The sequence below is a fragment of the Bradyrhizobium sp. LTSP885 genome, from assembly GCF_000938305.1.
In the GTDB taxonomy this organism is placed as follows: domain Bacteria; phylum Pseudomonadota; class Alphaproteobacteria; order Rhizobiales; family Xanthobacteraceae; genus Bradyrhizobium.
The window spans coordinates 531,806-556,378 of the sequence record NZ_JYMT01000038.1; the positions used below are offsets into that span (position 1 = coordinate 531,806).

General features: G+C 64.1%; 24 protein-coding genes. 17 read left to right on the forward strand and 7 right to left on the reverse strand.

The window, feature by feature from the left end:
- The first annotated feature begins 209 nt into the window (after positions 1-209).
- The 3 genes from UP09_RS26270 (at position 210) to UP09_RS37770 (ending at position 1,946) form a co-directional block, all read left to right on the forward strand.
- Entirely contained in the window at positions 210-1,037 is an 828-nt protein-coding gene (locus UP09_RS26270) for a L,D-transpeptidase (RefSeq protein ID WP_044541153.1), read from the forward strand.
- Between the two features lie 9 nt (positions 1,038-1,046).
- Positions 1,047-1,673, forward strand: coding sequence for a DUF2865 domain-containing protein (locus UP09_RS26275; protein ID WP_044541259.1), 627 nt, complete (start codon positions 1,047-1,049; stop codon positions 1,671-1,673).
- A gap of 120 nt (positions 1,674-1,793) precedes the next feature.
- A complete protein-coding gene (locus tag UP09_RS37770) occupies positions 1,794-1,946 on the forward strand; it encodes a Thivi_2564 family membrane protein (RefSeq protein WP_156164771.1) in 153 nt (50 codons plus the stop codon).
- A 69-nt stretch (positions 1,947-2,015) separates the two neighbouring features.
- On the opposite strand, the gene UP09_RS26280 is transcribed toward UP09_RS37770, so the two are convergent.
- From UP09_RS26280 to cysD, 3 genes are all read right to left on the reverse strand, one after another.
- Positions 2,016-4,178: a malate synthase G gene (locus UP09_RS26280; protein ID WP_044541154.1), complete on the reverse strand. Its 2,163-nt coding sequence runs from the start codon at positions 4,176-4,178 to the stop codon at positions 2,016-2,018.
- Between the two features lie 150 nt (positions 4,179-4,328).
- Entirely contained in the window at positions 4,329-6,248 is a 1,920-nt protein-coding gene (gene cysC, locus UP09_RS26285; protein ID WP_044541155.1) for an adenylyl-sulfate kinase, read from the reverse strand.
- A gap of 24 nt (positions 6,249-6,272) precedes the next feature.
- Positions 6,273-7,067 carry a sulfate adenylyltransferase subunit CysD gene (gene cysD / locus UP09_RS26290; protein ID WP_044541260.1) on the reverse strand — a complete coding sequence of 265 codons (795 nt, stop codon included), beginning with the start codon at positions 7,065-7,067 and terminating at the stop codon, positions 6,273-6,275.
- Positions 7,068-7,314: 247 nt separating this feature from the next.
- Between cysD and cysG the strand changes: the two genes are divergently transcribed.
- The 10 genes from cysG (at position 7,315) to UP09_RS36450 (ending at position 16,534) form a co-directional block, all read left to right on the forward strand.
- The gene (gene cysG, locus UP09_RS26295) at positions 7,315-8,751 is read left to right on the forward strand and encodes a siroheme synthase CysG (RefSeq protein WP_044541156.1); all 1,437 of its coding nucleotides are present in this window, start codon (positions 7,315-7,317) and stop codon (positions 8,749-8,751) included.
- A complete protein-coding gene (locus UP09_RS26300) occupies positions 8,748-9,065 on the forward strand; it encodes a DUF2849 domain-containing protein (protein ID WP_044541157.1) in 318 nt (105 codons plus the stop codon). The genes cysG and UP09_RS26300 overlap by 4 nt, the downstream gene beginning before the upstream one ends.
- A gap of 12 nt (positions 9,066-9,077) precedes the next feature.
- Complete coding sequence (locus UP09_RS26305) at positions 9,078-10,733, forward strand: nitrite/sulfite reductase (protein ID WP_044541158.1); 1,656 nt, start codon at positions 9,078-9,080, stop codon at positions 10,731-10,733.
- On the forward strand, positions 10,720-11,235 hold the full coding sequence (locus UP09_RS26310; RefSeq protein WP_044541159.1) for a DUF934 domain-containing protein: 516 nt from the start codon (positions 10,720-10,722) through the stop codon (positions 11,233-11,235). Before UP09_RS26305 ends, UP09_RS26310 begins: the two co-directional genes overlap by 14 nt.
- The gene (locus tag UP09_RS26315; RefSeq protein ID WP_044541160.1) at positions 11,232-11,963 is read left to right on the forward strand and encodes a phosphoadenylyl-sulfate reductase; all 732 of its coding nucleotides are present in this window, start codon (positions 11,232-11,234) and stop codon (positions 11,961-11,963) included. The genes UP09_RS26310 and UP09_RS26315 overlap by 4 nt, the downstream gene beginning before the upstream one ends.
- 133 nt (positions 11,964-12,096) lie before the next feature.
- Positions 12,097-13,086 carry a sulfate ABC transporter substrate-binding protein gene (locus UP09_RS26320; protein ID WP_044541161.1) on the forward strand — a complete coding sequence of 330 codons (990 nt, stop codon included), beginning with the start codon at positions 12,097-12,099 and terminating at the stop codon, positions 13,084-13,086.
- 59 nt (positions 13,087-13,145) lie between these two features.
- Entirely contained in the window at positions 13,146-13,952 is an 807-nt protein-coding gene (gene cysT, locus UP09_RS26325) for a sulfate ABC transporter permease subunit CysT (protein ID WP_082070285.1), read from the forward strand.
- Positions 13,953-13,963: 11 nt separating this feature from the next.
- The gene (cysW, locus tag UP09_RS26330; protein ID WP_245302201.1) at positions 13,964-14,926 is read left to right on the forward strand and encodes a sulfate ABC transporter permease subunit CysW; all 963 of its coding nucleotides are present in this window, start codon (positions 13,964-13,966) and stop codon (positions 14,924-14,926) included.
- Positions 14,916-15,965, forward strand: a complete 1,050-nt coding sequence (locus UP09_RS26335) for a sulfate/molybdate ABC transporter ATP-binding protein (protein WP_044541162.1) — start codon at positions 14,916-14,918, stop codon at positions 15,963-15,965. The genes cysW and UP09_RS26335 overlap by 11 nt, the downstream gene beginning before the upstream one ends.
- Before the next feature lie 137 nt (positions 15,966-16,102).
- Entirely contained in the window at positions 16,103-16,534 is a 432-nt protein-coding gene (locus tag UP09_RS36450) for a YybH family protein (protein ID WP_052833215.1), read from the forward strand.
- A gap of 114 nt (positions 16,535-16,648) precedes the next feature.
- On the opposite strand, the gene UP09_RS26345 is transcribed toward UP09_RS36450, so the two are convergent.
- Entirely contained in the window at positions 16,649-17,119 is a 471-nt protein-coding gene (locus UP09_RS26345) for a YybH family protein (RefSeq protein WP_044541163.1), read from the reverse strand.
- A gap of 207 nt (positions 17,120-17,326) precedes the next feature.
- Here UP09_RS26345 and UP09_RS26350 point away from each other — a divergent pair, with 207 nt between their 5' ends.
- The 3 genes from UP09_RS26350 (at position 17,327) to UP09_RS26360 (ending at position 19,890) form a co-directional block, all read left to right on the forward strand.
- The gene (locus tag UP09_RS26350; protein WP_044541164.1) at positions 17,327-17,833 is read left to right on the forward strand and encodes a CAP domain-containing protein; all 507 of its coding nucleotides are present in this window, start codon (positions 17,327-17,329) and stop codon (positions 17,831-17,833) included.
- 95 nt (positions 17,834-17,928) lie between these two features.
- Positions 17,929-19,089 (forward strand): DUF3734 domain-containing protein, encoded by a 1,161-nt coding sequence (locus tag UP09_RS26355; RefSeq protein WP_044541165.1) that lies wholly within the window; start codon positions 17,929-17,931, stop codon positions 19,087-19,089.
- A gap of 12 nt (positions 19,090-19,101) precedes the next feature.
- Positions 19,102-19,890, forward strand: a complete 789-nt coding sequence (locus UP09_RS26360; protein WP_044541166.1) for a 3-hydroxybutyrate dehydrogenase — start codon at positions 19,102-19,104, stop codon at positions 19,888-19,890.
- Positions 19,891-19,986: 96 nt separating this feature from the next.
- Here the strand turns inward: UP09_RS26360 and UP09_RS26365 are convergent, their stop codons facing one another.
- Together UP09_RS26365 and UP09_RS26370 are read right to left on the reverse strand one after the other, a co-directional pair.
- A complete protein-coding gene (locus UP09_RS26365) occupies positions 19,987-21,366 on the reverse strand; it encodes a lipopolysaccharide biosynthesis protein (protein ID WP_044541167.1) in 1,380 nt (459 codons plus the stop codon).
- A 112-nt stretch (positions 21,367-21,478) separates the two neighbouring features.
- Complete coding sequence (locus UP09_RS26370) at positions 21,479-22,318, reverse strand: protein-disulfide reductase DsbD domain-containing protein (RefSeq protein WP_044541168.1); 840 nt, start codon at positions 22,316-22,318, stop codon at positions 21,479-21,481.
- Between the two features lie 137 nt (positions 22,319-22,455).
- On the opposite strand from UP09_RS26370, the gene UP09_RS26375 reads away from it, so the two are divergent.
- Complete coding sequence (locus UP09_RS26375) at positions 22,456-23,115, forward strand: YqgE/AlgH family protein (protein WP_044541169.1); 660 nt, start codon at positions 22,456-22,458, stop codon at positions 23,113-23,115.
- A 335-nt stretch (positions 23,116-23,450) separates the two neighbouring features.
- Here UP09_RS26375 and UP09_RS26380 read toward each other — a convergent pair whose 3' ends face one another.
- Positions 23,451-24,554, reverse strand: a complete 1,104-nt coding sequence (locus UP09_RS26380; RefSeq protein WP_044535962.1) for an IS4 family transposase — start codon at positions 24,552-24,554, stop codon at positions 23,451-23,453.
- Positions 24,555-24,573 lie beyond the last annotated feature (19 nt).

The window sequence follows — 24,573 nt, forward strand, 5'->3', positions numbered from 1 at the left end:
CCGCTCGGGCACGAATAAATCCGCGCCGCGATCCGCGTGCCAACTCGGGAGCAAACGGGATGCACAGCGAAAGGTTCCATCGCGGGATCGTGAGGCTGTGTGGGTTGACAATCGTGGCCTTGCGACGATTCGCGGCGGAACCGGACGGCGGCGATCGACGTTGCTTCTACACAGCATCACCGCGATGCGTCACGCTTCAGGGGCAGTCCATGACACAGCAGTCTGCATCCAGCCGCCGGCTTCCGTCGCGCGCCGCGCGCAACCTTGCCTTCGCCAGCATCCTGTTGGTCGCGCCGTTCGTCGCCACCGGTTCGGCCAGCGCGCAAAGCTACGGCCAGGACACCTATGGCAACCAGGCACTCGGCTATGCGCCGACCCAGCCGGGCGGGTTTCCGACCGACCAGGTGATGACCGATCCCGCGACCGAGGACGGCGCGCTGCCGGAGCGGCTGCGCCGCACCACCGTCGCGATCAATACGTCAGAAGCGCCCGGCACCGTCATCATCGATACCGGCAACACCGCGCTCTATTACGTGCTCGGCGGTGGCCAGGCGATCCGCTACGGCGTCGGCGTCGGCCGCGAGGGTTTTACCTGGTCCGGCGTACAGACCATCAGCCACAAGGCGGAGTGGCCGGACTGGCATCCGCCGGCCGAGATGATCAAGCGCCAGCCCTATCTGCCGCGCTTCATGGCGGGTGGCCCGGGCAATCCGCTCGGCGCGCGCGCGATGTATCTCGGCTCCAGCGAATATCGTATCCACGGCACCAACGATCCCTCGACGATCGGCAAGTTCGTCTCGTCGGGCTGCATCCGCCTGACCAATGAGGATGTCGCCGACCTGTTCAGCCGCGTCGATGTCGGCACCAAGGTCGTGGTGCTGCCGAAGAACGCGCCGCATATCGCTGCCCGCGAGCTTGGCGCGTCGACGACGCAGATCTCGGTGCGTCCGGGTCCGGCGCAACCGCGTGCTGCAGTGACGACGCTGCCCTCGGGCCGTCAGGCGATGAACATCCCGGCGTCCTCCTCGCTGTACTGAGGATCGATGATGATGAGGCGGCATACCAGGCGGTTTGTGTTCGGGACGGCCGCGTTGCTCGGCCTGTCGCTTGCGCCCGCAGCCCAAGCCCAGGATTTCTTCTCGGCGTTGTTCGGCGGCTTCAACCAGGGCCGCGCGCCAGTGATCCGGATGCCGTTCGACGACGGCAATGCGCCCATACAGCAGGTCGAGCGCCCGCGCTATGGCGTTGGCCAGGCCTATTGCGTGCGGACCTGCGACGGCCGCTATTTTCCGCTTTCCGCGACCGGCGGCCAGAGCAAGGCGGAGACCTGCAACAGCTTCTGTCCGGCGAGCGCGACCGAAATCGTCTACGGCGGCAATATCAACAGCGCCGCGACCGAGAGCGGAAAACCCTATTCTGAGCTGCCGAACGCATTCCGCTATCGCGATGAGATCGTCGCGGGCTGCAGCTGCAATGGCAGGGATCCGGTCGGGCTCGCCGCGGTCAAGATCGAGGACGATCCGACCTTGCGCAATGGCGACATTGTCGCCGCCAGGGACGGGCTGATGGTCGCCCGCCGCGTCGATCGCCGCGGCGCCGAATTGAACTTCACGCCGGTGCCGGAGCGCATCCGCGCCAGATACGAGCGAGCGCCCGTGGTGGCGCGGGAGTAGCTGACGATGAGCGGTTGAGATTGCCGGACGACTTTTGGTTCCACGTCGGGGAACCGGTCGCGCAGCGGCACGTTAGCAAAGGGCTAACAGCAGTTTCAACGATGCCTGGAGGGGGCCCGCATGATCGTCAGCGTTCTCATCACGTTCCTTGTCGTTATTCTCATCCTTTATCTGATCAACATGCTGCCGCTCGACGGTCGCGCCAAGCAGATCGCGCGCGTCGTCGTGATTATCCTCGGCGTGATTTCCCTGTTGAGATACATCGCGTACTGAGCCGCGCACGGCGCCTAAAAAAGCCCCGGCTCGTGCCGGGGCTTTTGCTTGTCGTCGCGGCGTCGCGGATCAGCCCGCAGCCTTTGCCTCGCGGCGGCGCGCGGTGAGGATGTATTCGGTGTAGCCGTTCGGCTGAGTGCGGCCCTCGAAGACAAGGTCGCACGCGGCCTGGAAGGCGACACCGTCGAACGCCGGCGCCATCGGCTTGTAGAGGCTGTCGCCGGCATTCTGCTTGTCGACCACGACGGCCATCCGCTTCAGCGACTCCATCACCTGGTCCTGGGTGATGACGCCCTGATGCAGCCAGTTCGCCAGATGCTGGCTCGAGATGCGCAAGGTGGCGCGGTCTTCCATCAGGCCGACATCGTGGATGTCAGGCACCTTGGAGCAGCCGACGCCCTGGTCGATCCAGCGCACGACGTAGCCCAGAATGCCCTGGCAGTTGTTGTCGATCTCCTGCTTCACGTCATCGGGCGCCCAGTTCGACTGCGACACCGGGATGGTGAGGATGTCGGACAGCTTGGCGCGCGGCCCGCCCTTGGTGAGCTCCTGCTGCCGAGCCTGCACGTTGACCTGGTGATAGTGCAGGGCATGCAGCGTGGCGGCGGTCGGCGACGGCACCCAGGCGGTGGTGGCGCCGGCCTGCGGATGGCCGATCTTCTGCGTCAGCATGTCCGCCATCTTGTCGGGTGCGGCCCACATGCCCTTGCCGATCTGGGCGTGGCCGGGCAGGCCGTCGACGAGACCGGTGTCGACGTTCCAGTCCTCATAGGCCTTGATCCAGGGCTGCGCCTTCATGTCGTTCTTACGGATCATCGGACCCGCTTCCATCGAGGTGTGGATCTCGTCGCCGGTGCGGTCGAGGAAGCCGGTGTTGATGAACATGATGCGCTTCGAGGCGCGCTGGATGCAGGCCTTGAGGTTGACCGTGGTGCGGCGCTCCTCGTCCATGATGCCGACCTTGATGGTGTTCTCCGGCAGCGACAGCATCTTCTCGACCTCGGCGAACAGGTCGCAGGTCAGCGTCACCTCGTCCGGCCCATGCATCTTCGGCTTGACGATGTAGACCGAGCCGGTGCGGCTGTTCTTGAGCTTGGAATTGCCCTTGACGTCGTGGATCGCAAGCAGGCCAGCGACCGCGGCGTCGAGAATGCCTTCCGGGATCTCCTCGCCCTTGGCGTCGAGCACGGCGTCGGTGAACATGTGGTGGCCGACATTGCGCATCAGCAACAGGCTGCGGCCGTGCAGCTTCAGCTCGCCGCCGGCGGGTGTCTTGTAGACGCGGTCGGCGTTGAGCGCGCGGGTCAGGGTCTTGCCGCCCTTCTCGAAGTCGGCGGACAGCGTGCCAGCCATCAGACCGAGCGTGTTGCGATACACCAGCACCTTGTCCTCGGCGTCGACGGCGGCGACCGAGTCTTCCATGTCGAGGATGGTGGAGACCGCCGATTCCAGGATCATGTCGGCGACACCGGCGGCATCGTCCTTGCCGATGGTGTTGTTGCGGTCGATCTTGACCTCGACATGCATGCCGTTGTTGACCAGCAGGATGATGGAGGGCTGAGCCGCATCGCCCTGGTAGCCGGCGAACTGCGCGGCGTTCTTCAGCGCGGTGGCGTTGCCGCTCTTCAGCTTGGCCGAGAGCTGGCCTGCGATCACGCTGTAGGAGGTGACGTCGGTGTGGCTTGCGGTCGCCAGCGGCACGGCGGCATCGAGGAAGGCTTTTGCTTTCGCGATCACCTTGTCGCCGCGCGCCTTGTTGTAGCCGCGGCCGGCCTCGCTCGGATCATGCGGGATCGCGTCGGTGCCGTAGAAGGCGTCGTAGAGCGAGCCCCAGCGGGCATTGGCGGCGTTCAGCGCATAGCGGGCATTGGTGAGCGGCACCACGAGCTGCGGGCCGCAGATCTTGCCGATTTCCTCATCGACATTGGCCGTCTCGACCTTGTGGGTCGCGGGCTCAGGGAGAAGATAGCCGATCTCCTTCAGGAACGCGGTGTAGGCACTGGTGTCGAACGCCTTGCCCTTGTGGGCGCGATGCCAGTCGTCGATCTTGGCCTGCAGCGTGTCGCGGACGGCGAGCAGCTCGCGATTCTTCGGTCCGAGCTTCGCGAGGATGGCGGCCAATCCGGCCCAGAACGCGTCAGGCGCGATTCCGGTCTTGGGCGTCGCCTCCTTGGCGATGAAATCGAACAGGACAGGGGCGATCTTCAATCCGTGGGCATCGACACGAGTCATGATGGGCTTTCTCAAAGAAACGGGCGTTTAGGAGCTGTTTTCAAAAGAAAAGCAGCAAAAAACGCGCCAAAGGGCCGTGTTCACGGCTCTTTTAGCCCTAAAGCCACGGCTCTGAGAAGACCCTCTGTCGCCCACACCCAGTCGTGGGCGTCAGATATTTGCGGCGAGGTCGGCCAATTCGTCGAACAGGATATTGGTCGTTGCGAGCATGCGTTCGATTTGCTCAACGGCATCGCTGACCGAGCGGGTCGAGGTATCGATGGTGAGTTCGCAGCTGCTCGGCGGCTGGTAGTCATTAGTGATGCCGGTGAAGGACGGCAAGCCGCCGGCGCGGGCCTTGGCGTAGTGGCCCTTGGGGTCGCGGGTCTCGCAGACCTCGGCCGGGGTTGCGACATAGATCTCGCGGAACGCGCTGTCGGCGATGCGGCGTGCGGCCGCACGGTCGGCGGCCGATGGTGACACCGCGGCAACGATCGCGATATGGCCGTTGCGCGCCAGATGGGATGCCACTTCGGCGAGACGGCGGATGTTCTCGGCTCGATCTTGCGGCGAGAAGCCGAGATCGCTGTTCAGCCCGGCGCGCAAGGTGTCGCCGTCGAGCAGGATCGGCGAGCCGCCAAGGCTGAACAGCCGCCGCTCGAGCGCGCGCGCCAGCGTCGACTTGCCGGAGCCGGGCAGGCCGGTGAGCCAGACCACCGCACCATTGTGATGATAGCGCGCCGAGCGCTCGTCGGGCCGCAGCGCGGATTCCACCGGCACGATGTCGATCGGCACGGCCCGCTGGCCAGCGTCGACCGACAGCACGAGGCCACCGCCGGCGATGCGGCCGTTGACCTCGATCACGAGGCGGCCGGTGCGCGGGTTCTCGGTGTAGGGATCGGTCGCGACCGGCTGCGCCAGCGAGATGTCGATCTCGCCGACATGGTTGCGTGCGATCGCCGTGGTCTCCTCGTTCGACAGTGCGCCGGGATCGACAGCCTTTTCGATCGCGACGACGGTAGCGCGGGTCTCGCGCGTGCCGAGCCGGATCAGGATCTGGTCGCCCTTCGACAGCGGCTTGTCGTGCAGCCAGAAGATCCGCGCATGGATACGGCGGGTTTCCCGCGGGCTCTGGCCGACATGGCCGATCACGTCGCCGCGCTCGAGGAACAGCTCGCGGTCGAGCGTGATGCCGACCGAGCGCCCGGCCGTTTGCGGACCGTCGACCGGCGTGACCGGCCAGCTCTCGACCGTCTTGATCTTCGCGATCTTGCCGGCGGGCATGATGACGATCTCGTCGCCGGCCGCAAGACTGCCGGATTCGATGCGCCCCGCGACGATGCGGCGGTCGTCGAACTTGTAGATCGCCTGTACCGGCAGCCGCAGCGCAAGCAGCTCCAGCGGCCGCGCCGGCTCCAATGCATCGAGCGCGTCGACCACGGTCGGGCCGGTGTACCAGCCGATCCGTTGCGTGCGTTCGGCGACGCCATCGCCGTCACGTGCCGAGATCGGGATCACCGCGGTCGGCGTGACGCCGAGGCCGATCAGGTGTGCCGAGATCTCGTCGCTGATTTCCTTGAACCTGGCGGCGCTGAAATCGACCCGGTCCATCTTGTTGACGACGACTGCGACCTGCTTCACGCCGAGCAGATGCAGCAGATAGCCGTGCCGTCGCGTCTGGTCGCGCACGCCTTCGAGCGCGTCGATGATCAGCACGGCGCCGTCGGCCTGCGAGGCGCCGGTGATCATGTTGCGCAAAAACTCTGCGTGGCCCGGCGCGTCGATCAGCACGACGTCGCGCGAGCCGGTGCGGAAGCGGATCTGCGTGGTGTCGATGGTGATGCCCTGGTCGCGCTCGGTCTGCAGCGCATCAAGCAGGAACGACCACTCGAACGGCATGCCGCGCCGCGCGCTGACCGCCTTGAGCATTTCCAGCTTGCCATCCGGCAGGCTGCCGGTCTCGTGCAGCAGGCGGCCGACGAGGGTGGATTTGCCATGGTCGACATGGCCGACGATGACGATACGCACTTGCGGCCGCGTCGTGCCGTTGGGCGTTGCCGAAATCGAGGCGGTGGGAAGGATCATGTTCATGAGAACGCTCACGCCAATATGAAATCAGAGATAGCCGGCGACACGCAGCCGCTCGAATGCATCCTCGGTCTCGTGATCGAGCGCGCGTCCGGCGCGCTCCGGGACCTTGGTGTCCTCAAGCTCGGCGAGAATCTCGTCGATGTTCGAGGCGGTCGAAGCGACCGGGTTGGTGATGTCCTGATCGCCCAGCGAGCGATAGCGCTTGCCGTCCTTGGCGAGATAGAGCGGGATGATCGGGATGTTCTCGCGCTTGGTGTAGGCCCAGATGTCGGCCTCGGTCCAATGCAGGATCGGATGGATGCGCAAATGCGCGCCTTGCGGCGGCGAGGCGTTGAAATGGTCCCAGAACTCCGGCGGCTGGTCGCGCACGTCCCATTCGCCCTCCAGCCCGCGCGGCGAGAACACCCGCTCCTTGGCGCGGGTGGCCTCCTCGTCGCGGCGGATGCCGGCGATCAACCCGTCAAAGCCGAACTTGTTGAGCGCGAGCTTCAACCCCTCGGTCTTGCGCGCGGCGGAACGCGCGGCCGGCGGCAGAGTCGGATCGACGCTTTCGATCGGCGGGCATGGCTCGACGCGCAGGTCGAGATCCCATTCCTTGCCAAAGCGTTCGCGGAACGCATACATCTCCGGAAACTTCTTGCCGGTGTCGACATGCATCGCGGGAAACGGAACCCGACCGAAGAACGCTTTCCGCGCCAGCCAGATCATCACATTGGAGTCCTTGCCGAGCGACCACAGCAGCGCCAGCTTCTTCAGCCGGGCGAACGCTTCGCGCAAAATGTAGATGCTTTGCGCCTCCAGTTCGTCGAGGTGGTCCATCGACGGGGCGCTCCGATCGGCCGAAATCTTCGGCACGGAAGCTGCTTGGATAGAGGCTGCGGGCCGCAACCCGGTGGCGGCGGATTCCTTGTCGAGAAGATGCATCTATCGGCCTTGGCCAGAGGAGGTGAAAATTCTACAGTTGCGCCGCAATAGAGAAGAAATAATTTTCTCTTTATTGGCCTTGATCGAGAGATAAATAGAAAATAATTTCAGTCAACCCCCAAGTTGGGGAAGCGAGTGTCTGATGCGATACCTGCCCGTGTTTCTGGATCTGCAAGTCGGCAAGGTGCTGCTCGTTGGAGCGGGCGACCTCGCACGCGCCAAGCTGCGGCTGCTCGCGGCTGCGGGCGCGCAGGTCCGCTGGTACGCGACCGACAGCGACCACGAACTCACCGGAATAGCTGCGGAAGATGCCGCGCGTATCGAACGCGCCGATGGCGACCCGCTCGCGGCCGATCTCTCTGGCATCATCGCAATTCTTTGTGCCGGCGCCGGCGACATCGGTGTCGCCATGGCGGCGCGCGCAAGGGCCGTCGGTCTGCCCGTCAATGTGATGGATGACCTCGCGCATTCGACCTTCATCTTTCCCGCGATCGTCGATCGCGGCGATGTCGTGGTCGCGGTCGGGACAGGCGGTACCTCGCCGGTGGTGGCCCGTCGCGTGCGCGAGCGCATCGAGGCGGTGCTGCCGGCGCGGATCGGCGATCTCGCCGGCTTCATCGGACGCTTCCGCAAATCGATCCATGCCCGCATCGAAGAGTTTCCGCTGCGCCGCCGCTTCTGGGAGCGCATCGTCGATGGCCCGATCGGCGCGCTGGTGCTGGCCGGCCGCAAGGACGAAGCTGAGCAGGCTCTGAACGCGATCGCCGATCCCGCCGCATTCGCCGGCGCGAGCGCGCAAGGAAAAGCCATCGGGCACGTCACGCTGGTCGGCGCCGGGCCGGGCGACCCGGACCTGCTCACCGTCAAGGCGTTGCGCGCGCTGCAGGATGCCGACATCGTGTTCTATGACGAATTGGTGTCACCGGACATTCTCGACCGGATCAGGCGCGATGCCCCGCGCATCCCGGTCGGCCGCCGCGTCGGCAAGCCTGGCATTGGGCAGGATGCCACCAACAGACTGATGATCGAAGCCGCCAAGTCCGGCCAGCGTGCGGTGCGGCTGAAGGGCGGCGATCCCTTTATCTTCGGCCGCGGCGGCGAGGAGATCGAGGTGTTGCGCGCCGCCGGCGTCGCCTACTCCATCATTCCCGGCATCACCGCGGGCCTTGGCGCCGCCGCGCAGTTCGAGGCGCCGCTGACCTATCGTCACGAGGCGCTGCGCATCACCTTCCTGACCGCGCACAAGGCGCGCGACGCCTGTAACGTCGATTGGTCTGCGCTGACCGACAAGAAGATGACTGTCGTCGTCTATATGGGCATGACCGCCGCGCCGTCGATCCGCGCGGGCCTGCTGGCTGCGGGCCGCTCTCCCGAGACGCCGGTTGGTGTGTTCGCGCGGGTGACACGGCCGGACGCGCAGGCCGCGGTCGGAACGCTGGCGCGGCTGCCCGAGCTGGTCAAGACGATCGACGGCGGTCCCGCCATCCTCATCATTGGCGACGTGGTGGCGCATTCCGCGCCGTGGCGCCAATCGAATCTCACCCAAGTTGTCTCTGAACTGCTGGAAGCTGCTGAATGACCTCTCCGCTCGAACAGAAGAAAATCAAGATCACGGGTCCGTCGATGGTGACCGCCAACCGAACCTGGGATGGTGCTGTGGTGTACCGGACCGGGCAAAAGGGCTGGTCGACCGAATTGCGGGACGCGGCGATCGTGCGCACATCAGACGATGCGCGCGCCTTGCTCGCCGAGGGCGTTGCCGACGATGTCGGCGCGATCGGCGCCTATATCGCGCCGGTCGAGCTCAAGGAGGGCGGCAAGATCGGCCCCGGCAATCTCCGCGAACAAATCCGCTCCGAGGGTGTCACCATCGACATCTCGGTGCCGGCGTAAGGTTGATCCATCATGTATGCATATGACGAACTCGACCGCACGCTGATCAATGAGCGTGTTTCGGAATTCCGCGATCAGGTGAAGCGCCGCCTTTCGGGCGAGCTCACCGAGGACGAATTCAAGATACTCCGGCTGCAGAACGGCGTGTACCTGCAACTGCACGCCTACATGTTCCGCGTCGCTATTCCGTACGGCACGCTGTCGTCCAAGCAGATGCGGCGGTTTGCCCATGTCGCGCGCCGCTACGACCGCGACTATGGCCACTTTACCACGCGGCAGAACATCCAGTTCAACTGGATCAAGCTGTCCGAACTGCCGGATGCGCTGGCCGACCTCGCCGAAGTCGGCATCCATGCGATGCAGACCTCCGGCAACAACATGCGCAACGTCACCTCGGACCAGTGGGCCGGCGTTGCGCCGGGCGAGATCGAGGATCCGCGGATCTGGTCGGAGTTGATCCGCCAGCACACCACGCTGCATCCGGAATTCTCATTCCTGCCGCGCAAGTTCAAGATCGCGATCACGGCGTCCGAGCATGATCGCGCCGCGATCAAGATCCACGATATCGGGCTTCGTCTGCACAAGAATGCCGACGGCGAGACCGGCTTCGAGGTGCTGGTCGGCGGCGGTCTCGGCCGCACGCCGTTCATCGCCAAGACCATCAAGCCGTTCGTCCCCGGCCGCGATATCCTCAGCTATATCGAGGCGATCCTGCGGGTCTATAACCAGTACGGCCGCCGCGACAACATCTACAAGGCGCGCATCAAGATCCTGGTGCACGAGCTCGGCATCGAGAAGTTCTCCAAGGAGGTCGATGAGGAGTGGCGGCTGATGGGCGATGTCGGGCTGACGCTCGATCATACCGCCATCGAGGAAGTCCGCTCGCGCTTCTCCTATCCGGCCTACGAAAAGCTGCCGCATATGCCGGACGAGCTGAAGCAGGCCGCGCATGATCCGCTGTTCGAGCGCTGGCGCAAGAATTCCGTGTTCCCGCACAAGGTGCAGGGCTACTCGATCGTGGTGCTGTCGCTGAAGCCGGTCGGCGGCCCGCCCGGCGATGCCAGCGCCGATCAGATGGATGCGATCGCCGACCTCGCCGACAGATATTCGTTTGGCGAAATTCGCGTCGGCCATGAGCAGAACCTGGCGCTGCCGCATGTTGCCAAGCGCGATCTGCCGGCGCTGTTCAAGACGCTCGACCGCCTTGGCCTGGCAACGCCGAACGTCAATCTGGTCACCGATATCATCGCCTGCCCGGGGCTGGATTACTGCTCGCTGGCCAATGCGCGCTCGATCCCGATCGCGCAGGAGCTGACGCGGCGTTTCGCCAACCACGACACCGCAAGCCTGATCGGCCGTCTGCACATCAACATCTCCGGCTGCATCAATGCCTGCGGCCATCACCATGTCGGCCATATCGGCATCCTCGGCGTCGAGAAGAACGGCGAGGAATTCTACCAGATCACGATCGGCGGCCGCGCCGACGAGAACGCGCAGATGGGCACCTTGATCGGCCCGGCCGTTCCCTATGCTGAGGTCGCCGACGTGATCGAAGACATTGTCGAAGCCTATCTGGCGCTGCGCGACCGTCCCGAGGAATTGTTCGTCGATGCGGTGAAGCGTCTGGGCGTCGAGCCTTTCAAGGAGCGGGTCTATGCCACTCGTTAAGAACGCAAGAATCATCACCGACCTGTTCGTCCATGTCGCCGACGGCGTGGAGCTGGCGGGCGACGGCGCGATCCTGGTGACTGCCGAGCGCTTCCTCGCCGATCCGGAGGCGCTGCTGCGCCGCGCAGGAAAAGTCGGCGTGATCTGGCCGAACAACCGCGATCTCGACGGGCTCGTGCCCTATCTCGACCGTCTTGCGGTGGTCGCGCTGGTGTTCCCGACCTTCCGCGACGGCCGTGCCTACAGCCAGGCGCGTCTGCTGCGCGAGCGTCACGGCTATGACGGCGAGCTGCGCGCCACCGGTCAAATTTTGCGCGATCAGTTCGTGTTCATGACGCGTGCCGGCTTCGACGCCTTCGAGGTCAAGAAGGATGCCGACGCCGATGCCTTCGCCGACACCATGAAGCGCTATTCGGTGTTCTACCAGCCGACCGGCGACGGCCGCGTCACCGCGCTGCATCGCCGCCAGCAACTGCGTCACTCGGAGAGCGCCGAGCAGTGAGCACGCTTGCATCAGAGCTGACGCTGGAGCTGCCGGGCGGATTGCCGGCGGCGGACGTGCTCGATCGCGCGCTGCGCGCGGCGTCGCCCGCCGAGGTGATCGCGGCCGCGTTGAAGACGATCGGCCGAGAACGGCTCGCGCTGGTGTCGTCGTTCGGCACCGAGTCAGCGGCGCTGCTCAAGGTGATGGCGGATGTCGATCCGGCGATTCCCGTGATCTTCCTCGACACCGGCTGGTTGTTCGATGAGACGCTCGCCTATCGCGATACGCTGATTGCAACGCTCGGCCTCACTGACGTGCGTTCGATCAAGCCCGAGGACGAAACGCTGTCGCGCGAGGATCCCGACCGCGAGTTGTGGTTCGCCGATCCCGACGCCTGCTGCCGGATCCGGAAGGTCGAGCCGCTGGCGCGGGCGCTGAAGCCGTTCTCCGGCTGGATCAACGGCCGCAAGCGTTTCCAGAGCGCTACCCGGGCCGACATCCCGGTCGTCGAGGACGACGGTCAAAGGCTGAAATTCAATCCGTTCGCCAATGTTTCGCGCGAGGACATCGAGGCGATCTACGCGCTCGGCAAGCTGCCGCCGCATCCCCTTGTCGCATCGGGATATCAGTCGGTCGGGTGTATGCCTTGCAGCAGCCGGACCGCACCTGGCGAGGATGCACGCGCCGGCCGCTGGCGGGGCAGGGCGAAGACGGAATGCGGCATCCATACGACAAAGACTTCGTAGCGCAACGATTCCGTAGCACAGGAGCGCTGCACGGCCGCGAACAATGAAAAGCGGTTTCGTTGACTTAAGACCACTTCACCGCGAGTTATGTCTTGAGTATTGCCTGACATTCTCAGGTTGAATGGAGAGAGAAATGGTCCGTCGTATCTTGCCGCTCGTCGCGGCACTGTTGTGGGCAAGCTCGGCGTTCGCGGCCGACTATTCGCTGCTCAACGTGTCCTACGATCCGACGCGCGAGCTCTATGTCGACTTCAACAAGGCGTTCGCGGCGGCCTATCAGAAGGACACCGGCAAGAGCGTCGAGATCAAGCAGTCGCATGGCGGCTCGGGGTCGCAGGCGCGTTCGGTGATCGACGGCCTGCAGGCCGACATCGTTACGCTGGCGCTCGCCTATGACATCGATGCGATCGCAGCCAAGGGCTTTCTTCCGGCCGATTGGCAGAAGCGGCTGCCGCTCAACGCCTCGCCTTACACCTCGACCATCGTGTTCCTGGTGCGCAAGGGCAATCCCAAGGGCATCAAGGATTGGGACGATTTGATTAAACCTGGCGTCAGCGTCATCACGCCGAACCCGAAGACGTCGGGCGGCGCGCGCTGGAATTATCTGGCCGCCTGGGGTTACGCGCAGAAGAAGTATGGTTCGGTCGACAAGGCGAAGAAGTTCGTCGCCGACCTCTATCAGAATGTTCCTGTGCTCGATACCGGTGCGCGCGGCTCGACCGTGACCTTCGTCGAGCGCGGCGTCGGCGACGTGCTGCTGGCGTGGGAGAACGAAGCGTTCCTGGCTCAGAAGGAATTCGGCCAGGACAAATTCGAGATCGTCTCGCCGCCCTTGTCGATCCTCGCTGAGCCGCCCGTGGCCGTGGTCGACAGCGTTGCGGACAAGAAGGGCACCCGCGCCGTCGCGGAAGCGTATTTGAAATACTGGTACACCAAGGAAGGCCAGGAAATCGCCGCGCGCAATTCCTATCGGCCGCGCGATCCCGAGATCGCGAAAGAGTACGAAAAATCCTTCGCCAAGGTCGAACTTTTCACCATCGACGACGTTTTCGGTGGTTGGACCAAGGCGCAGAAGGACCACTTTGCCGAAGGCGGCATCTTCGATCAGATCTACAAGAACTGATCGAGGGGCCGGCGCATGACGGGGGATTTGTGAGCACAGCGGTCGCACGACGCAGCACCTTGCCGGGGTTCGGTCTCACCATGGGACTGACCCTGACCTGGCTCTCCGTCATCATCCTGATTCCGCTGGCCGCCCTGTTCCTCAAGACGTTCGAGCTCAGCCTCGACCAGTTTTGGGGCGTCATCACCAGCCGCCGGACGCTGAATGCGTTGAAGATTTCGTTCGGCCTGTCGTTTGCCGCGGCCTGCGTCAATCTGGTGATGGGCACCATCATCGTCTGGGCGCTGGTGCGGTACAGATTTCCGGGCCGGCGACTGTTCGACGCCATCGTCGACATTCCCTTTGCCCTGCCAACCGCGGTGGCCGGCGTCGCACTGACGCAGCTGTTCGCCCAAAAAGGCTGGCTCGGTGCGCCGCTCGCTGAGCTCGGCATCAAGGTCGCGTTCACGCCGATCGGCATCTTCGTCGCGATGGTCTTCATCGGCATTCCCTTCGTCGTGCGCACGGTGCAGCCGGTGCTGATCGATCTCGATGTCGAGATCGAGGAGGCGGCGGCGAGCCTGGGTGCCAACCGCTGGCACACCGTGTTCCGGGTCATCCTGCCGAGCCTGATCCCGGCGCTGCTGACCGGTTTTGCGCTCGCCTTTGCCCGCGCCGTCGGCGAATACGGCTCGGTGATCTTCATCGCCGGCAATCTGCCGAACGTCTCCGAGATCGCGCCGCTCTTGGTCGTGATCCGGCTGTCCGAGTTCCGCTATGCTGACGCCACCGCGATCGCGGTGGTGATGCTGGTGGCCTCGTTCCTGATCATCTTCCTGATCAATCGTCTGCAGCGCTGGGCGCAAGCCCGCATTCCCGTGCATTGAGGGGATCGGCGATGTCGATGCAAACGGGATTGGCGACCTCGACCACACAGCTGCGGACCTACGCGCCGTCGACCGACGTCAGTGTCGCGGCTCCGGCGCCGCGGCTTGAGATCGCGCGCGGCCGGTCGACCGCCGCGCGGCAGAATCCGCGCACCGAGCCGGGACCAATACGCTTTGTCATCATCGCGCTGGCGGTGACCTTCCTCAGCGTCTTCGTCGTGCTGCCGCTGGTCGTGGTGTTTGCGTCGGCCTTCTCGAAAGGCGTCGGAGCGTATTTCGCGGCGCTGGCCGAGCCTGAGGCGCTCGCCGCCATCAAGCTGACGCTGCTGGTCGCCGCGGTCTCGGTCACGCTCAATCTCGTGTTCGGCGTCGTCGCGGCCTGGGCGATCTCGAAGTTCGAATTCACCGGCAAGACCTTCCTGATCACGCTGATCGATCTGCCGTTCTCGGTCTCGCCCGTGATCTCGGGCCTCGTCTTCGTGTTGCTGTTCGGCGCGCAGGGCTATTTCGGGCCGTGGCTGCAGGCCCACAACATCCACATCCTGTTCGCGGTGCCCGGCATCGCGCTGGCGACCATCTTCGTCACCTTCCCCTTCGTGGCGCGTGCGCTGATCCCGCTGATGCAGGAACAAGGCACCCAGGAAGAGGAGGCGGCGATCTCGCTCGGCGCCTCGGGCCTGCAGACCTTCTTCCGCGTCACGCTGCCGAACATCAAATGGGGTCTGCTCTACGGCGTGCTGCTCTGCAACGCGCGCGCCATGGGCGAGTTCGGCGCGGTTTCTGTGGTCTCCGGCCACATCCGCGGCGAGACCAACACGATGCCGCTGCTGGTCGAGATTCTCTACAATGAATATCAGTTCGTCGCGTCGTTCGCGATCGCGTCGCTGCTCGCGATGCTGGCGCTGATCACGCTGGTGGTGAAGACCGTCCTCGAGCGGCGTCTCGACGAAACCGAGGTACCCGATGGCGATTGAAGTCAAGAACATCGTGAAAAAGTTCGGCAGCTTTGCCGCGCTCGACAATGTCGACCTCAAGGTCGCCGACGGCGAGCTGCTGGCGCTGCTCGGCCCGTCCGGCTCGGGCAAGACCACGCTGCTGCGGATCATCGCTGGCCTCGACTGGCCCGATTCCGGCGAGGTCGCGATCGACGGCGAGAACGCGCTGACCCGCGGCGCGAGCGAGCGCCAGGTCGGCTTCGTGTTCCAGCATTACGCGCTGTTCCGCCACATGACGGTGTTCGAGAACGTCGCCTTTGGCTTGCGCGTGCAGCCGCGCGCGATCCGCAAGGATGAGGCCACGATCCGCGCCCGCGTCAAGGAGCTGCTCGATCTGGTGCAACTCGATTGGCTGTCGAACCGCTATCCCAGCCAATTGTCCGGCGGCCAGCGTCAGCGTATCGCGTTGGCACGTGCGCTCGCGATCGAGCCGCGCATCCTCTTGCTCGACGAACCCTTCGGCGCGCTCGACGCCAAGGTGCGCAAGGAGCTCAGGCAATGGCTGCGCTCGCTGCACAACGAGATCCACGTCACCTCGATCTTCGTGACCCACGACCAGGAGGAGGCGCTCGAAGTCGCCAACCGCGTGGTCGTGATGGACAAGGGCAAGATCGAACAGATCGGCACGCCCGGCGAGGTCTATGACAATCCGGCGACCGCCTTCGTGCATGGTTTTATCGGCGAATCCATCGTGCTGCCCGTCGATGTCAGCGGTGACGCGGTCCGGCTGGACGGTCGTCCCCTGAATATCGCGGCCCATGGCGCGGCGTCCGGCGCGGCGAAGCTGTTCGTCCGCCGCCACGACATGGCGATCGGGCCGGCGGGAAGTGGCGCGCTGGATGGCGCTATCAGGCACGTCCGTTCGTTCGGCCCGATCCAGCGTGCCGAAGTCGCGCTGTCGGGCCGTGAGGGCAGCACCGTGATCGAGATCGACGCCCCCCGCGACCGCGAGCTGCAGGCCGGCGAAATCGTCTCGCTGCAGCCCCGCCGCTACCGGATTTTTGCCACCCAGGATTAGTTCGTGTAGCTCTTGTAGCCTGGATGGAGCGAAGCGAAATCCGGGGACTTGGCTCCGCGGATCGACTGGCCCCGGATTGCGCTCCGCTCCATCCGGGCTACGGGCTGCCTCGGATCGTCACGAGGGCGACGACATCGATGAACGATCGGGAGCGTGCTGCAGCTGATATCAAGACGGTGCGCGCCGCGCAGACCAAGGCGATGGCCGATCGCGACTTCGAAGCTGCGGCATCGGTCTGGACCGAAGACGTGACCATGCGCAGGGCGCTCGGCCAGGCGATCGCGGGCCGGTCCGAGTATCTCGACATGCTGTCATCCACCAGTTCCGGACAAAATCCCATCGTCTATCAGCGCACGGCCGTCACCGTGGATGTCAGCGATCGCTGGCCGCTGGCTTACGAGGAGGGCCGATGGTCCGGACACACAGGCAATGCAGACGGGCAACCGGTCATCGCCGGTCGCTATGCGGCGCAGTGGGTGAAACGGGACGGACGTTGGCTCATCCGCTCGGAAGTGTTCGTGGCCCTGACATGCGACGGCGCAGGGTGCCTGTATGAAGTGGTGCCGTAATCGGCAAGCCCGTGACTAGAGCTCCGTTCCGATTGGAATCGGAACGGAGCTCTAGATTCTTGTTTTGACGCGTTTTCTTCACGCGAACCGGTCTCCACTTCGCTGGAAAACGCTCTAACGAGCCTTGACGGGCCGGTTGCCGTGGCTGTCTTGCGGCACGCCTCGCTGCAGCGACATGTGGGAGTGAATGCCGAGCCAGTGCCCGTCGGCCTGACGCGCGAGAATGATCGTCGCCCGCCCTGGCCGATCGAAGCGGCTGCCGTCCGCATGGAAGCCCGTGCTCGTCCAGGGCGTGATCACCGTCGCCATGCCGCCGTCGGCGCTGACCAGCACCGCAGTATTGTCGAGGTCGAAGACGAAATCCGCCGTGCGGGGCCAGACATTGTCCCATTGCGTCTCGGTCCAGCGCGCGAGGCCGCGGATCAGTTCCTGATAGGTGCCGAACGCGATGATGTCAGGATGCCAGAACGGACGGGCGGCAGCATAGTCCACTGCCCTGACGCAGGCGGAGAACCGTTCGAGCCAATCGAAGACCGATTGGGTCGTCGTCGAATCGGCGATCGGTAGGGCTGCTTCCTGGCTCATCATCTTCCTCAACGCGACCGGTATGGCAGTCTGACAGAGCCAGAAACGCACAACGGCGTCAACGAGATAGCCTTAAGGCCGGCTGGCATAGGGTGGCCGCGCAGCACCCCGGAATGACGGCATTTGGCGGCTGAAAGTTAGCCCCTCTTCACCATTCAGCCACGGTTGGTATGCAACAACGGCGGGCCAACCTTGGGGGTTCTTTCAGTGAAACGGACGACGGTTGCCCTGTTCGGGCTTCTGGTGCTTGGCGGCTGCGCCGCGGACACCAAAATCCCGGAAGAACCGACCATGTATCTCAACATGGCGCAGGCCGGCGCCGTGCTGGATAGCCAGGCGGCGGCAATCATGTTCTCGCAATACCGCCAGAATAACGGCCTCGGCTCCGTCGTGGTTGACCCCGACCTGACGAGGCTCGCCGAGCAGCAGTCGCAGGCGATGGCCGCCCGCAACAAGATGGATCACGACGTGAAGGCCCCGCTCGGCAAACGGCTGGAGGCCGGGGGCTATCCTGCGACGGTGGCCGTCGAGAACATCTCGGCCGGCTATCATACGCTGGCGGAAGCGTTTTCGGGCTGGCGCGATTCACCGCCGCATCGGGCCAATATGCTGAAAAGTGGTGTCACAAAAATGGGCATTGCGGCGACCTATGCGCCGAACACCAAGTACAAGGTGTTCTGGACGCTCATTCTGGCAGCAACGTCAGATCGATAAACTCCGCGTGATCCAACCCGCCATCTGATCGATTGACGCCGCGGCGAACTGTCGCCACGGTGCCCCGAAGTTATTTCCTCACCGAACGGTTTCGAATGGATACCTCGGATTCCTCGGCGCCCGCGCAAGCGCAACCTGTGCTCGTTCTGCAAGGCGGCGGCGCGCTCGGTTCCTATCAGGCCGGCGCGTTTCAGGCACTCTGTCACGCAGGCTTCGAGCCGGAATGGATCGCCGGCATCTCGATCGGCGCCATCAATGCCGCGATCATCGCCGGCAACGACCCGGACAAGCGCGTGGCTCGCTTAAAGGAATTCTGGGAGATGGCGTCGTCGCCGGTGCCCTGGAATCCGGTCTCCACCCACGAGCGCGTCCGTTCGCTGTTCAACGAGACGAGCGCCGCCATCATCGCGACCTTCGGCGTGCCGGGCTTTTTCTCACCACGGATTCCGCCGGCGCCGCTGTGGCCGCCCGGCAGCTCGCAATCGCTGAGCTATTACGATACGTCACCGTTGAAGAAGACGCTCGAGCGTCTCGTTGACTTTGATCGCATCAACGATCTGAAGACGCGGTTGTCGGTCGGCGCGGTCGGCGTCACCTCGGGCAATTTCCGCTACTTCGACAATCACGAGTTCAAGAAGCTCGGCAAAAAGATCGGTCCGGAGCACATCATGGCGTCCGGCGCGCTGCCGCCCGGCTTTCCGTCCGTCGTCATCGAAGGCGAGCATTACTGGGACGGCGGCATCGCCTCCAACACGCCGCTTGATTTCGTGCTCGACGAGGAGACCGATCGCGATCTCCTGATCTTCCAGGTCGACCTGTTCAGCGCGCGGGGACGCTTGCCGGAGACATTGCTGGAAGCATCCGAGCGCGAAAAGGACATCCGCTTTTCCAGCCGGACGCGAATGAATACCGACAAGAACAAGCAGATCCACAATACCCGCTTGGCGGTGCGTGACCTGATCAGCAAGCTTCCGGAGCATTTGCAGAACGATCCGTCGGTCGAGCTGTTACGCAAGGCCGCGAAGGAGAACACCGTCACGGTGGTGCACCTGATCTACAAGAGCAAGAATTACGAGACCTCGTCAAAGGACTACGACTTCTCCCATGTCGGGATGGTCGAGCACTGGGGGGCAGGGGTCCGCGACGTCCATTTGTCGATGCGTCACAAAGAATGGCTAGAACGGCCACAGTCCGGGGAAACCATGGTGACTTACGACCTCACGGGGGACGAATCCAATCCTCCCGAAAGCAAATAGGAGCGAAGAAGAATGGGTACGCTGACAGGCAAGACCGCCGTTGTGACCGGCTCGACCAGCGGCATCGGATTGGCGTATGCGCGCGCTTTCGCCGGCGCCGGCGCCAATATCGTCCTCAATGGCATGGGTGTTCCGGCCGACATCGAGAAGGAACGCTCCGGCATCGAGACCGACTTCAAGGTCAAGGCCGCATATTCGCCGGCCGACATGACCAAGCCGGCCGAGATCGCCGAGATGGTCGCGCTCGGTGAAAAGACCTTCGGTTCGGTCGATATCCTGGTCAACAATGCCGGCATCCAGTTTGTTTCGCCGATCGAGGAGTTTCCGCCGGAGAAGTGGGAAGCGATCATCGCGATCAATTTGTCGTCGGCTTTCTACGGCATCCGCGCCGCAGTGCCCGGCATGAAGAAGCGCGGCTGGGGCCGCATCATCAACACCGCCTCGGCGCACTCGCTGGTCGCCTCGCCCTTCAAGTCGGCCTATGTCGCGGCCAAGCACGGCATCGCCGGCCTGACCAAGACCGCGGCGCTCGAACTCGCGCAGTTCAAGATCACCTGCAACTGCATCTCGCCGGGCTATGTCTGGACGCCACTGGTCGAGCACCAGATTCCCGAGACCATGAAGGCGCGTAACATGACTAAGGAGCAGGTCATCAAGGACGTGCTGCTTGCCGCGCAGCCGACCAAGGAGTTCGTGACCTCGGAGCAGGTCGCAGCGCTTGCGCTGTTCCTGTGCGGCGACGATGCCGCGCAGATCACCGGCGCCAACCTCTCGATCGACGGCGGCTGGACCGCGGAGTAACGCGGCGGACACGGATAACAAAGAGCGGCCCTGATCGGATCAGGGCCGGCTTTTGCTTGAATCAGGATTGTCGAACGGTTGTTGCCGTCGGCTGTGTCAGCGCTTCCCGAACGCCAGTACGTGCAGCCCAAGGCGCGAGCGCACGACGTAGAACAGCAGGATCGTCTCGAACGTCAGCGAGATCGAGGTCGAGGCCGCCGCGCCCATGCCGCCATAGCGCGGCACCAGCGCGATGCAGAGCCCGACATTCATCAGGAACGACACCGCATAGGCCGTCGCGCAGATGCGCTGGTGGCCGAGCATGTTCAACAGCCGTTCCACCGGCCCGATCGCCGAGCGCACGGCGAGCCCGATCGCGGCGACGAACATGATGTTGTAGCCGGCCACGAAATGCGGGCCGAACAGCCATAGCAGCGGCTTGCCGAACGCCAGCAGGGCGACGGTGGCAAACAGCGACGGCCAGAACGTCCAGCTGATTGCGTGAGCGACATAGGCGGACAGCCGGTCCTTGTCGCCGAGTGCGTTGTATTCGGCGAAGCGATGCGCCGTCGTCGCCGACATCGCGTAGTGGATGAAGGACACCAGCGCCAGCGTCTTCACCACGGCAAAGTAGACGCCGACCTCCTCGGAGGAGCGGAATTGCTGCAGCACCAGCACGTCGGTGTAGCTCAGCAGCAGGTAGAAACTCTCGACCAGCATGATCGGCAGCGAGATCGCGAGCCAGCCCTTGACGTCGTAGGCCTTCTCGCCCGGTCCCATATGCGCGGCGAGGCGGCGGTTCAACACGATGAGCTGGCCGATCGCCGCGATCCACACCGCCGCCGCGCTTGCGGCCATCGCAACGGTCGCGCCGAGATGGAGGCCAAGCGCCAGCGCGCCGGCGGTCAGGGCGATGATCAGCCCCTGGCGCACGATGAATTGCGGCATCAGGCCGAGCTGCATCCAGTCGTGGGCACGTGCGATGCCGTCCTGCGTGTTGGCCACGACGAAGGGCGGCAAGATCAGACAGCCGATATAGAGCGGGACGATCGCGTTGGCGTCGATCCAGGGCGACAACGATCGGATCAGGCCTGCAAGCAGCAGGGCTACGACGCTGGAGGCCGCCAGCGTCATCCAGCGGCTGCCGGACAGGAAGCCGCGCAGCCGGGCGCTATCGCCGCTGGCGCGGTATTCCGGGATGATCTTCTGTGCGGAAGCGGCAATGCCGAAATCCATGGTGCTGCCGAGCAGCAGAACCCAGGTCCAGACATAGACGTAGGTGCCGTAGTCCGAGCCGCTCATCCAGCGCGCCAGCAGGATCTGAGCGAGGTAGGCAATGGCCGCGCTGACGACGCGGATGATGAAGATGGTGCCGGCGAGCCGTTTTGTAACCGTCGCCTCGCTGGTGCCGCCGACCAGGCGCGCGAGCAGGCCGCGCAGGCGCGCGACCGGGCCTGACGGCGCCGTGGGTGCGGATCGGCTCTCGAGCACGGTCAAGGCAGGAAATTCCTGAACGCCGCGAGGCGGCGGCAATGCCCTGACCTATCAACGAAACGTTAAGATTAGGTTGGATGGCCTCGTCGTCCCGGCCTTCGCCGGGACGACGGCATCAATTCAAATTAATATTGAATTCGTAGCTCTTGCCGCCGCCGACCAGTGTCAGCTTCAGGGCGGCGCCCTCCGGGTTGGCGCCGGGGGGCAAGCCATCGAGCTCGAAGATGAAGCGCTTCACGCCTGCCGGCGACTGCTCGACCAGCTTCGGTACCGGCAGCGCCCAGTCCGGCGTCGGCCCCTCGACGTACAGGCTGAGATCCTTGGTCTCGGGCGCGGTCACGTCGACCAGCACGTTGTTCTTGCCGTCGCGCTTGACGTCGCGGATCGTCAGCGGGTTGGGATCGCCGATATTGGCGGGCTTCGGCACGGCGTTGAGGGCTTCCGACAATGCGCCGTCCTCGGTGCTCGCGACGCTCGCGAATGCAAGCTCGGCCTTCGCTTCCACGGGCACGCACAGCTTCTCGCACACCGCGTAGTTGATGTCGGCGCGCAAGGTCAGCGGCTTGTCGGGATTCTTCGCGACGATGCGCAGCGGCAGCACCACCTGATGCTTGTAGCCGAGCGACGTGCCGCCGGCGCCGTCGTCGAATTGCCGCGGCGCCGGCCACATCACGGTCACCGCTTCGACATTTTCCGACTTGGAGAAATCGAACCGCGGCGGCACGCCGGAATCGCCCGGCGTCCGCCAGTAGGTTTTCCATCCGTCCTGCAGCTGGAAGGCGATGCCGCCGAGCAGCACCGCGCCGCTGCGCGATCCCGCGAGCAGCCTGACCGCGGAATGCGTATCCTGCAGCCACGGCGAGGCGTCGTCGGCGCGAACCTCGTTTGCCATACATGCGACAGACAGAATGGCGGCAAAGCCGAAGGCGGCCCGCAGGGGAACTATGACGGTCATGAGACCGTCTTTACCTGCAACTTTCGTTGCAAACCATTGAATTGCTTGTGATGCACCGCCGCAAGGCGCGCGCAGCTTGATTGACAGAAGCGCCACCCAATATCAGGATGCCAAATCAGCAGGAAAGGCCTTTGCGGATGCGCCCTGAAGGCAAGGAAACCAAGACACGCAAGACGACGCGGGCCAAGAGCGCTGGCATCGGCCATAACGCGGCCGATGAGGGCTATCTCGACGGTCAGTTGCTGATCGCGATGCCGGTGATGAACGACCCGCGCTTCGAGCGCTCCGTGATCTACATGTGCGCCCATTCCTCCGAAGGCGCCATGGGCATCATCGTCAACCGCCCCGCCGGCAGCATCGATTTTCCCGGCCTGCTGGTCCAGCTCGACATCATCGAGAAGGCCGACCAGATCCTGCTGCCGGAAAATGCCGAGATGATGAAGGTGATGAAGGGCGGCCCGGTCGATACCGGCCGTGGCTTCGTGCTGCATTCCAGCGACTTCTACATCCAGGACGCGACGCTGAACATCGACGACGGTATCTCGCTGACTGCAACCGTCGACATCCTCAAGGCGATTGCCAAGGGCGCCGGCCCCAAGCACGCGATCCTGGCGCTGGGCTATGCCGGCTGGGCGCCGGGCCAGCTCGAGAACGAGATCCAGCACAATGGCTGGCTGCACTGCGACGCCGATCCGGAGCTGATCTTCGGCGACGATGTCGACGAGAAGTATTTGCGCGCCCTGCGCAAGATTGGCATCGACCCCGGCATGCTGTCCAACGAAGCTGGCCACGCGTAGGCTGTCGCTGACGTATCGCGCAAGCGTGCCGCATTCTCGGCGTCGTCCCTGCGAAAGCAGGGACCCATAACCACCGCTCAACATCATTGAAGGCGCTGGGGCCACAGCCTCGCGCAATCGCGTGCGGTCGTGGTTATGGGTCCCGGCGAAAGCCCATAGGCGCTAAGATAGTTTGATCATGGCCTGATAGCGGCGTTTACGTCTGGGAGGCTCGCGCAGATGTCGTTGGAGAGCGAGGCTGGCTCTGCGCAGACGCGCGATTGTGGGCTGGGGAATGATGGCTTGGAGCAGGGAGGCGATGAGCTGACGGAGCAGGCGCCATGCTGCAGGTCTGGTTAGGCGGCTTCGGCCAAGCGGGGAGAGTCCTCGAGTTCGTCGACAAGCGGCTCGAGCAGAAGAATGATCAGCAGGTGAGCGAGGATATGGGGTCTGGCAGACCGCTCGTCAGTTCCTGGAGGTCCTTTCAAGCCAATCAGGCTCTTCAGCCGCTTGAAGCCGAGTTCGATCCGCCATCGCAGCCGGTAAAGGGCAAGCAGATCAGCGGTTGTGAAGTCCTCGGGCTTGAGCGAGGTCACCAGGATCACCCAATCCGCAGCATCAAGCGTTTGCCTGGAGAGACGATGGCCTCCCTTCTGAGCCGTCCTGCGTGCCTTGCGCCGTGCAGCCTGAGCCGCATCTGCAGGTTTCTTGACGGCAACCAAACGCACAGCAAGCGGTGCTCCACCAGACTTGCGTTTTACCCAGATCGGCCGGTCGATGATGCCGCGTGCCGCGGCCTTGCGCAGTTCGGCGACGAGATCGATCAGATTGCCTTTGCGATCCAGCCAACAAGCGCTCTTCCAGCCCGAGCGGATCACGAAGTCCGCACCGGCCTCGACCAGATACGCCATGCGCTCCGGCTGCAGATAGGCGCGGTCGGCAAGACGGATCTCGCCGGCAATCAGCGGGATCCGGTCCAGCGTCTCGCCCGCGCGTTCGTCGGTCAGCTCGAAGTGACCAAAACGTTCTTGCGGAAGATCGAACGCACTGTGGATGCGCCACACCGCATTCTTCTGCCTGCCGCCGGTTCCAGCTTTTGGGACCGTCGTGGCGTCAACGATGCGGATCAGTCGACCGCGGCTTGCCTTCGGCGCACCGCTCGCAAGTGCCCGGCCTATCAGCTGTGCAAGCCAATCCCCGGACTGACGCAGCCGGTATAACAGAGCCACGTTGGAGATATCGACAAGGCCCACCGAAGTCGCCCATGCCGCCGTCAACCGCAGACCTCTCGTGCCCAGGCAATACGCAAGGATCAGCCGCAGCAGATCGACTGCATTGCTGATCTCGCGCGGGCGAACAAACGCCTTCGTCTCCCGCGCGCCAGCCTCCAGAGCCTCAGCTCCGCCCAGCCGCGAAACAACACGCGCCCAGTCTTCGTTCACAAGCGATTCGTTTCTCATCTCTTCTTGGAATCACACG

Excerpts from the sequence above, each read along its gene's own strand:
- UP09_RS26270 (WP_044541153.1), top strand. The coding sequence starts at position 210 with ATGACACAGCAGTCTGCATCCAGCCGCCGGCTTCCGTCGCGCGCCGCG.
- UP09_RS26275 (WP_044541259.1), top strand. The coding sequence starts at position 1,047 with ATGATGAGGCGGCATACCAGGCGGTTTGTGTTCGGGACGGCCGCGTTG.
- UP09_RS37770 (WP_156164771.1), top strand. The coding sequence starts at position 1,794 with ATGATCGTCAGCGTTCTCATCACGTTCCTTGTCGTTATTCTCATCCTT.
- UP09_RS26280 (WP_044541154.1), bottom strand. The coding sequence starts at position 4,178 with ATGACTCGTGTCGATGCCCACGGATTGAAGATCGCCCCTGTCCTGTTC.
- cysC (WP_044541155.1), bottom strand. The coding sequence starts at position 6,248 with ATGAACATGATCCTTCCCACCGCCTCGATTTCGGCAACGCCCAACGGC.
- cysD (WP_044541260.1), bottom strand. The coding sequence starts at position 7,067 with ATGGACCACCTCGACGAACTGGAGGCGCAAAGCATCTACATTTTGCGC.
- cysG (WP_044541156.1), top strand. The coding sequence starts at position 7,315 with ATGCGATACCTGCCCGTGTTTCTGGATCTGCAAGTCGGCAAGGTGCTG.
- UP09_RS26300 (WP_044541157.1), top strand. The coding sequence starts at position 8,748 with ATGACCTCTCCGCTCGAACAGAAGAAAATCAAGATCACGGGTCCGTCG.
- UP09_RS26305 (WP_044541158.1), top strand. The coding sequence starts at position 9,078 with ATGTATGCATATGACGAACTCGACCGCACGCTGATCAATGAGCGTGTT.
- UP09_RS26310 (WP_044541159.1), top strand. The coding sequence starts at position 10,720 with ATGCCACTCGTTAAGAACGCAAGAATCATCACCGACCTGTTCGTCCAT.
- UP09_RS26320 (WP_044541161.1), top strand. The coding sequence starts at position 12,097 with ATGGTCCGTCGTATCTTGCCGCTCGTCGCGGCACTGTTGTGGGCAAGC.
- cysW (WP_245302201.1), top strand. The coding sequence starts at position 13,964 with ATGTCGATGCAAACGGGATTGGCGACCTCGACCACACAGCTGCGGACC.
- UP09_RS26335 (WP_044541162.1), top strand. The coding sequence starts at position 14,916 with ATGGCGATTGAAGTCAAGAACATCGTGAAAAAGTTCGGCAGCTTTGCC.
- UP09_RS36450 (WP_052833215.1), top strand. The coding sequence starts at position 16,103 with ATGAACGATCGGGAGCGTGCTGCAGCTGATATCAAGACGGTGCGCGCC.
- UP09_RS26345 (WP_044541163.1), bottom strand. The coding sequence starts at position 17,119 with ATGAGCCAGGAAGCAGCCCTACCGATCGCCGATTCGACGACGACCCAA.
- UP09_RS26355 (WP_044541165.1), top strand. The coding sequence starts at position 17,929 with ATGGATACCTCGGATTCCTCGGCGCCCGCGCAAGCGCAACCTGTGCTC.
- UP09_RS26360 (WP_044541166.1), top strand. The coding sequence starts at position 19,102 with ATGGGTACGCTGACAGGCAAGACCGCCGTTGTGACCGGCTCGACCAGC.
- UP09_RS26370 (WP_044541168.1), bottom strand. The coding sequence starts at position 22,318 with ATGACCGTCATAGTTCCCCTGCGGGCCGCCTTCGGCTTTGCCGCCATT.
- UP09_RS26375 (WP_044541169.1), top strand. The coding sequence starts at position 22,456 with ATGCGCCCTGAAGGCAAGGAAACCAAGACACGCAAGACGACGCGGGCC.
- UP09_RS26380 (WP_044535962.1), bottom strand. The coding sequence starts at position 24,554 with ATGAGAAACGAATCGCTTGTGAACGAAGACTGGGCGCGTGTTGTTTCG.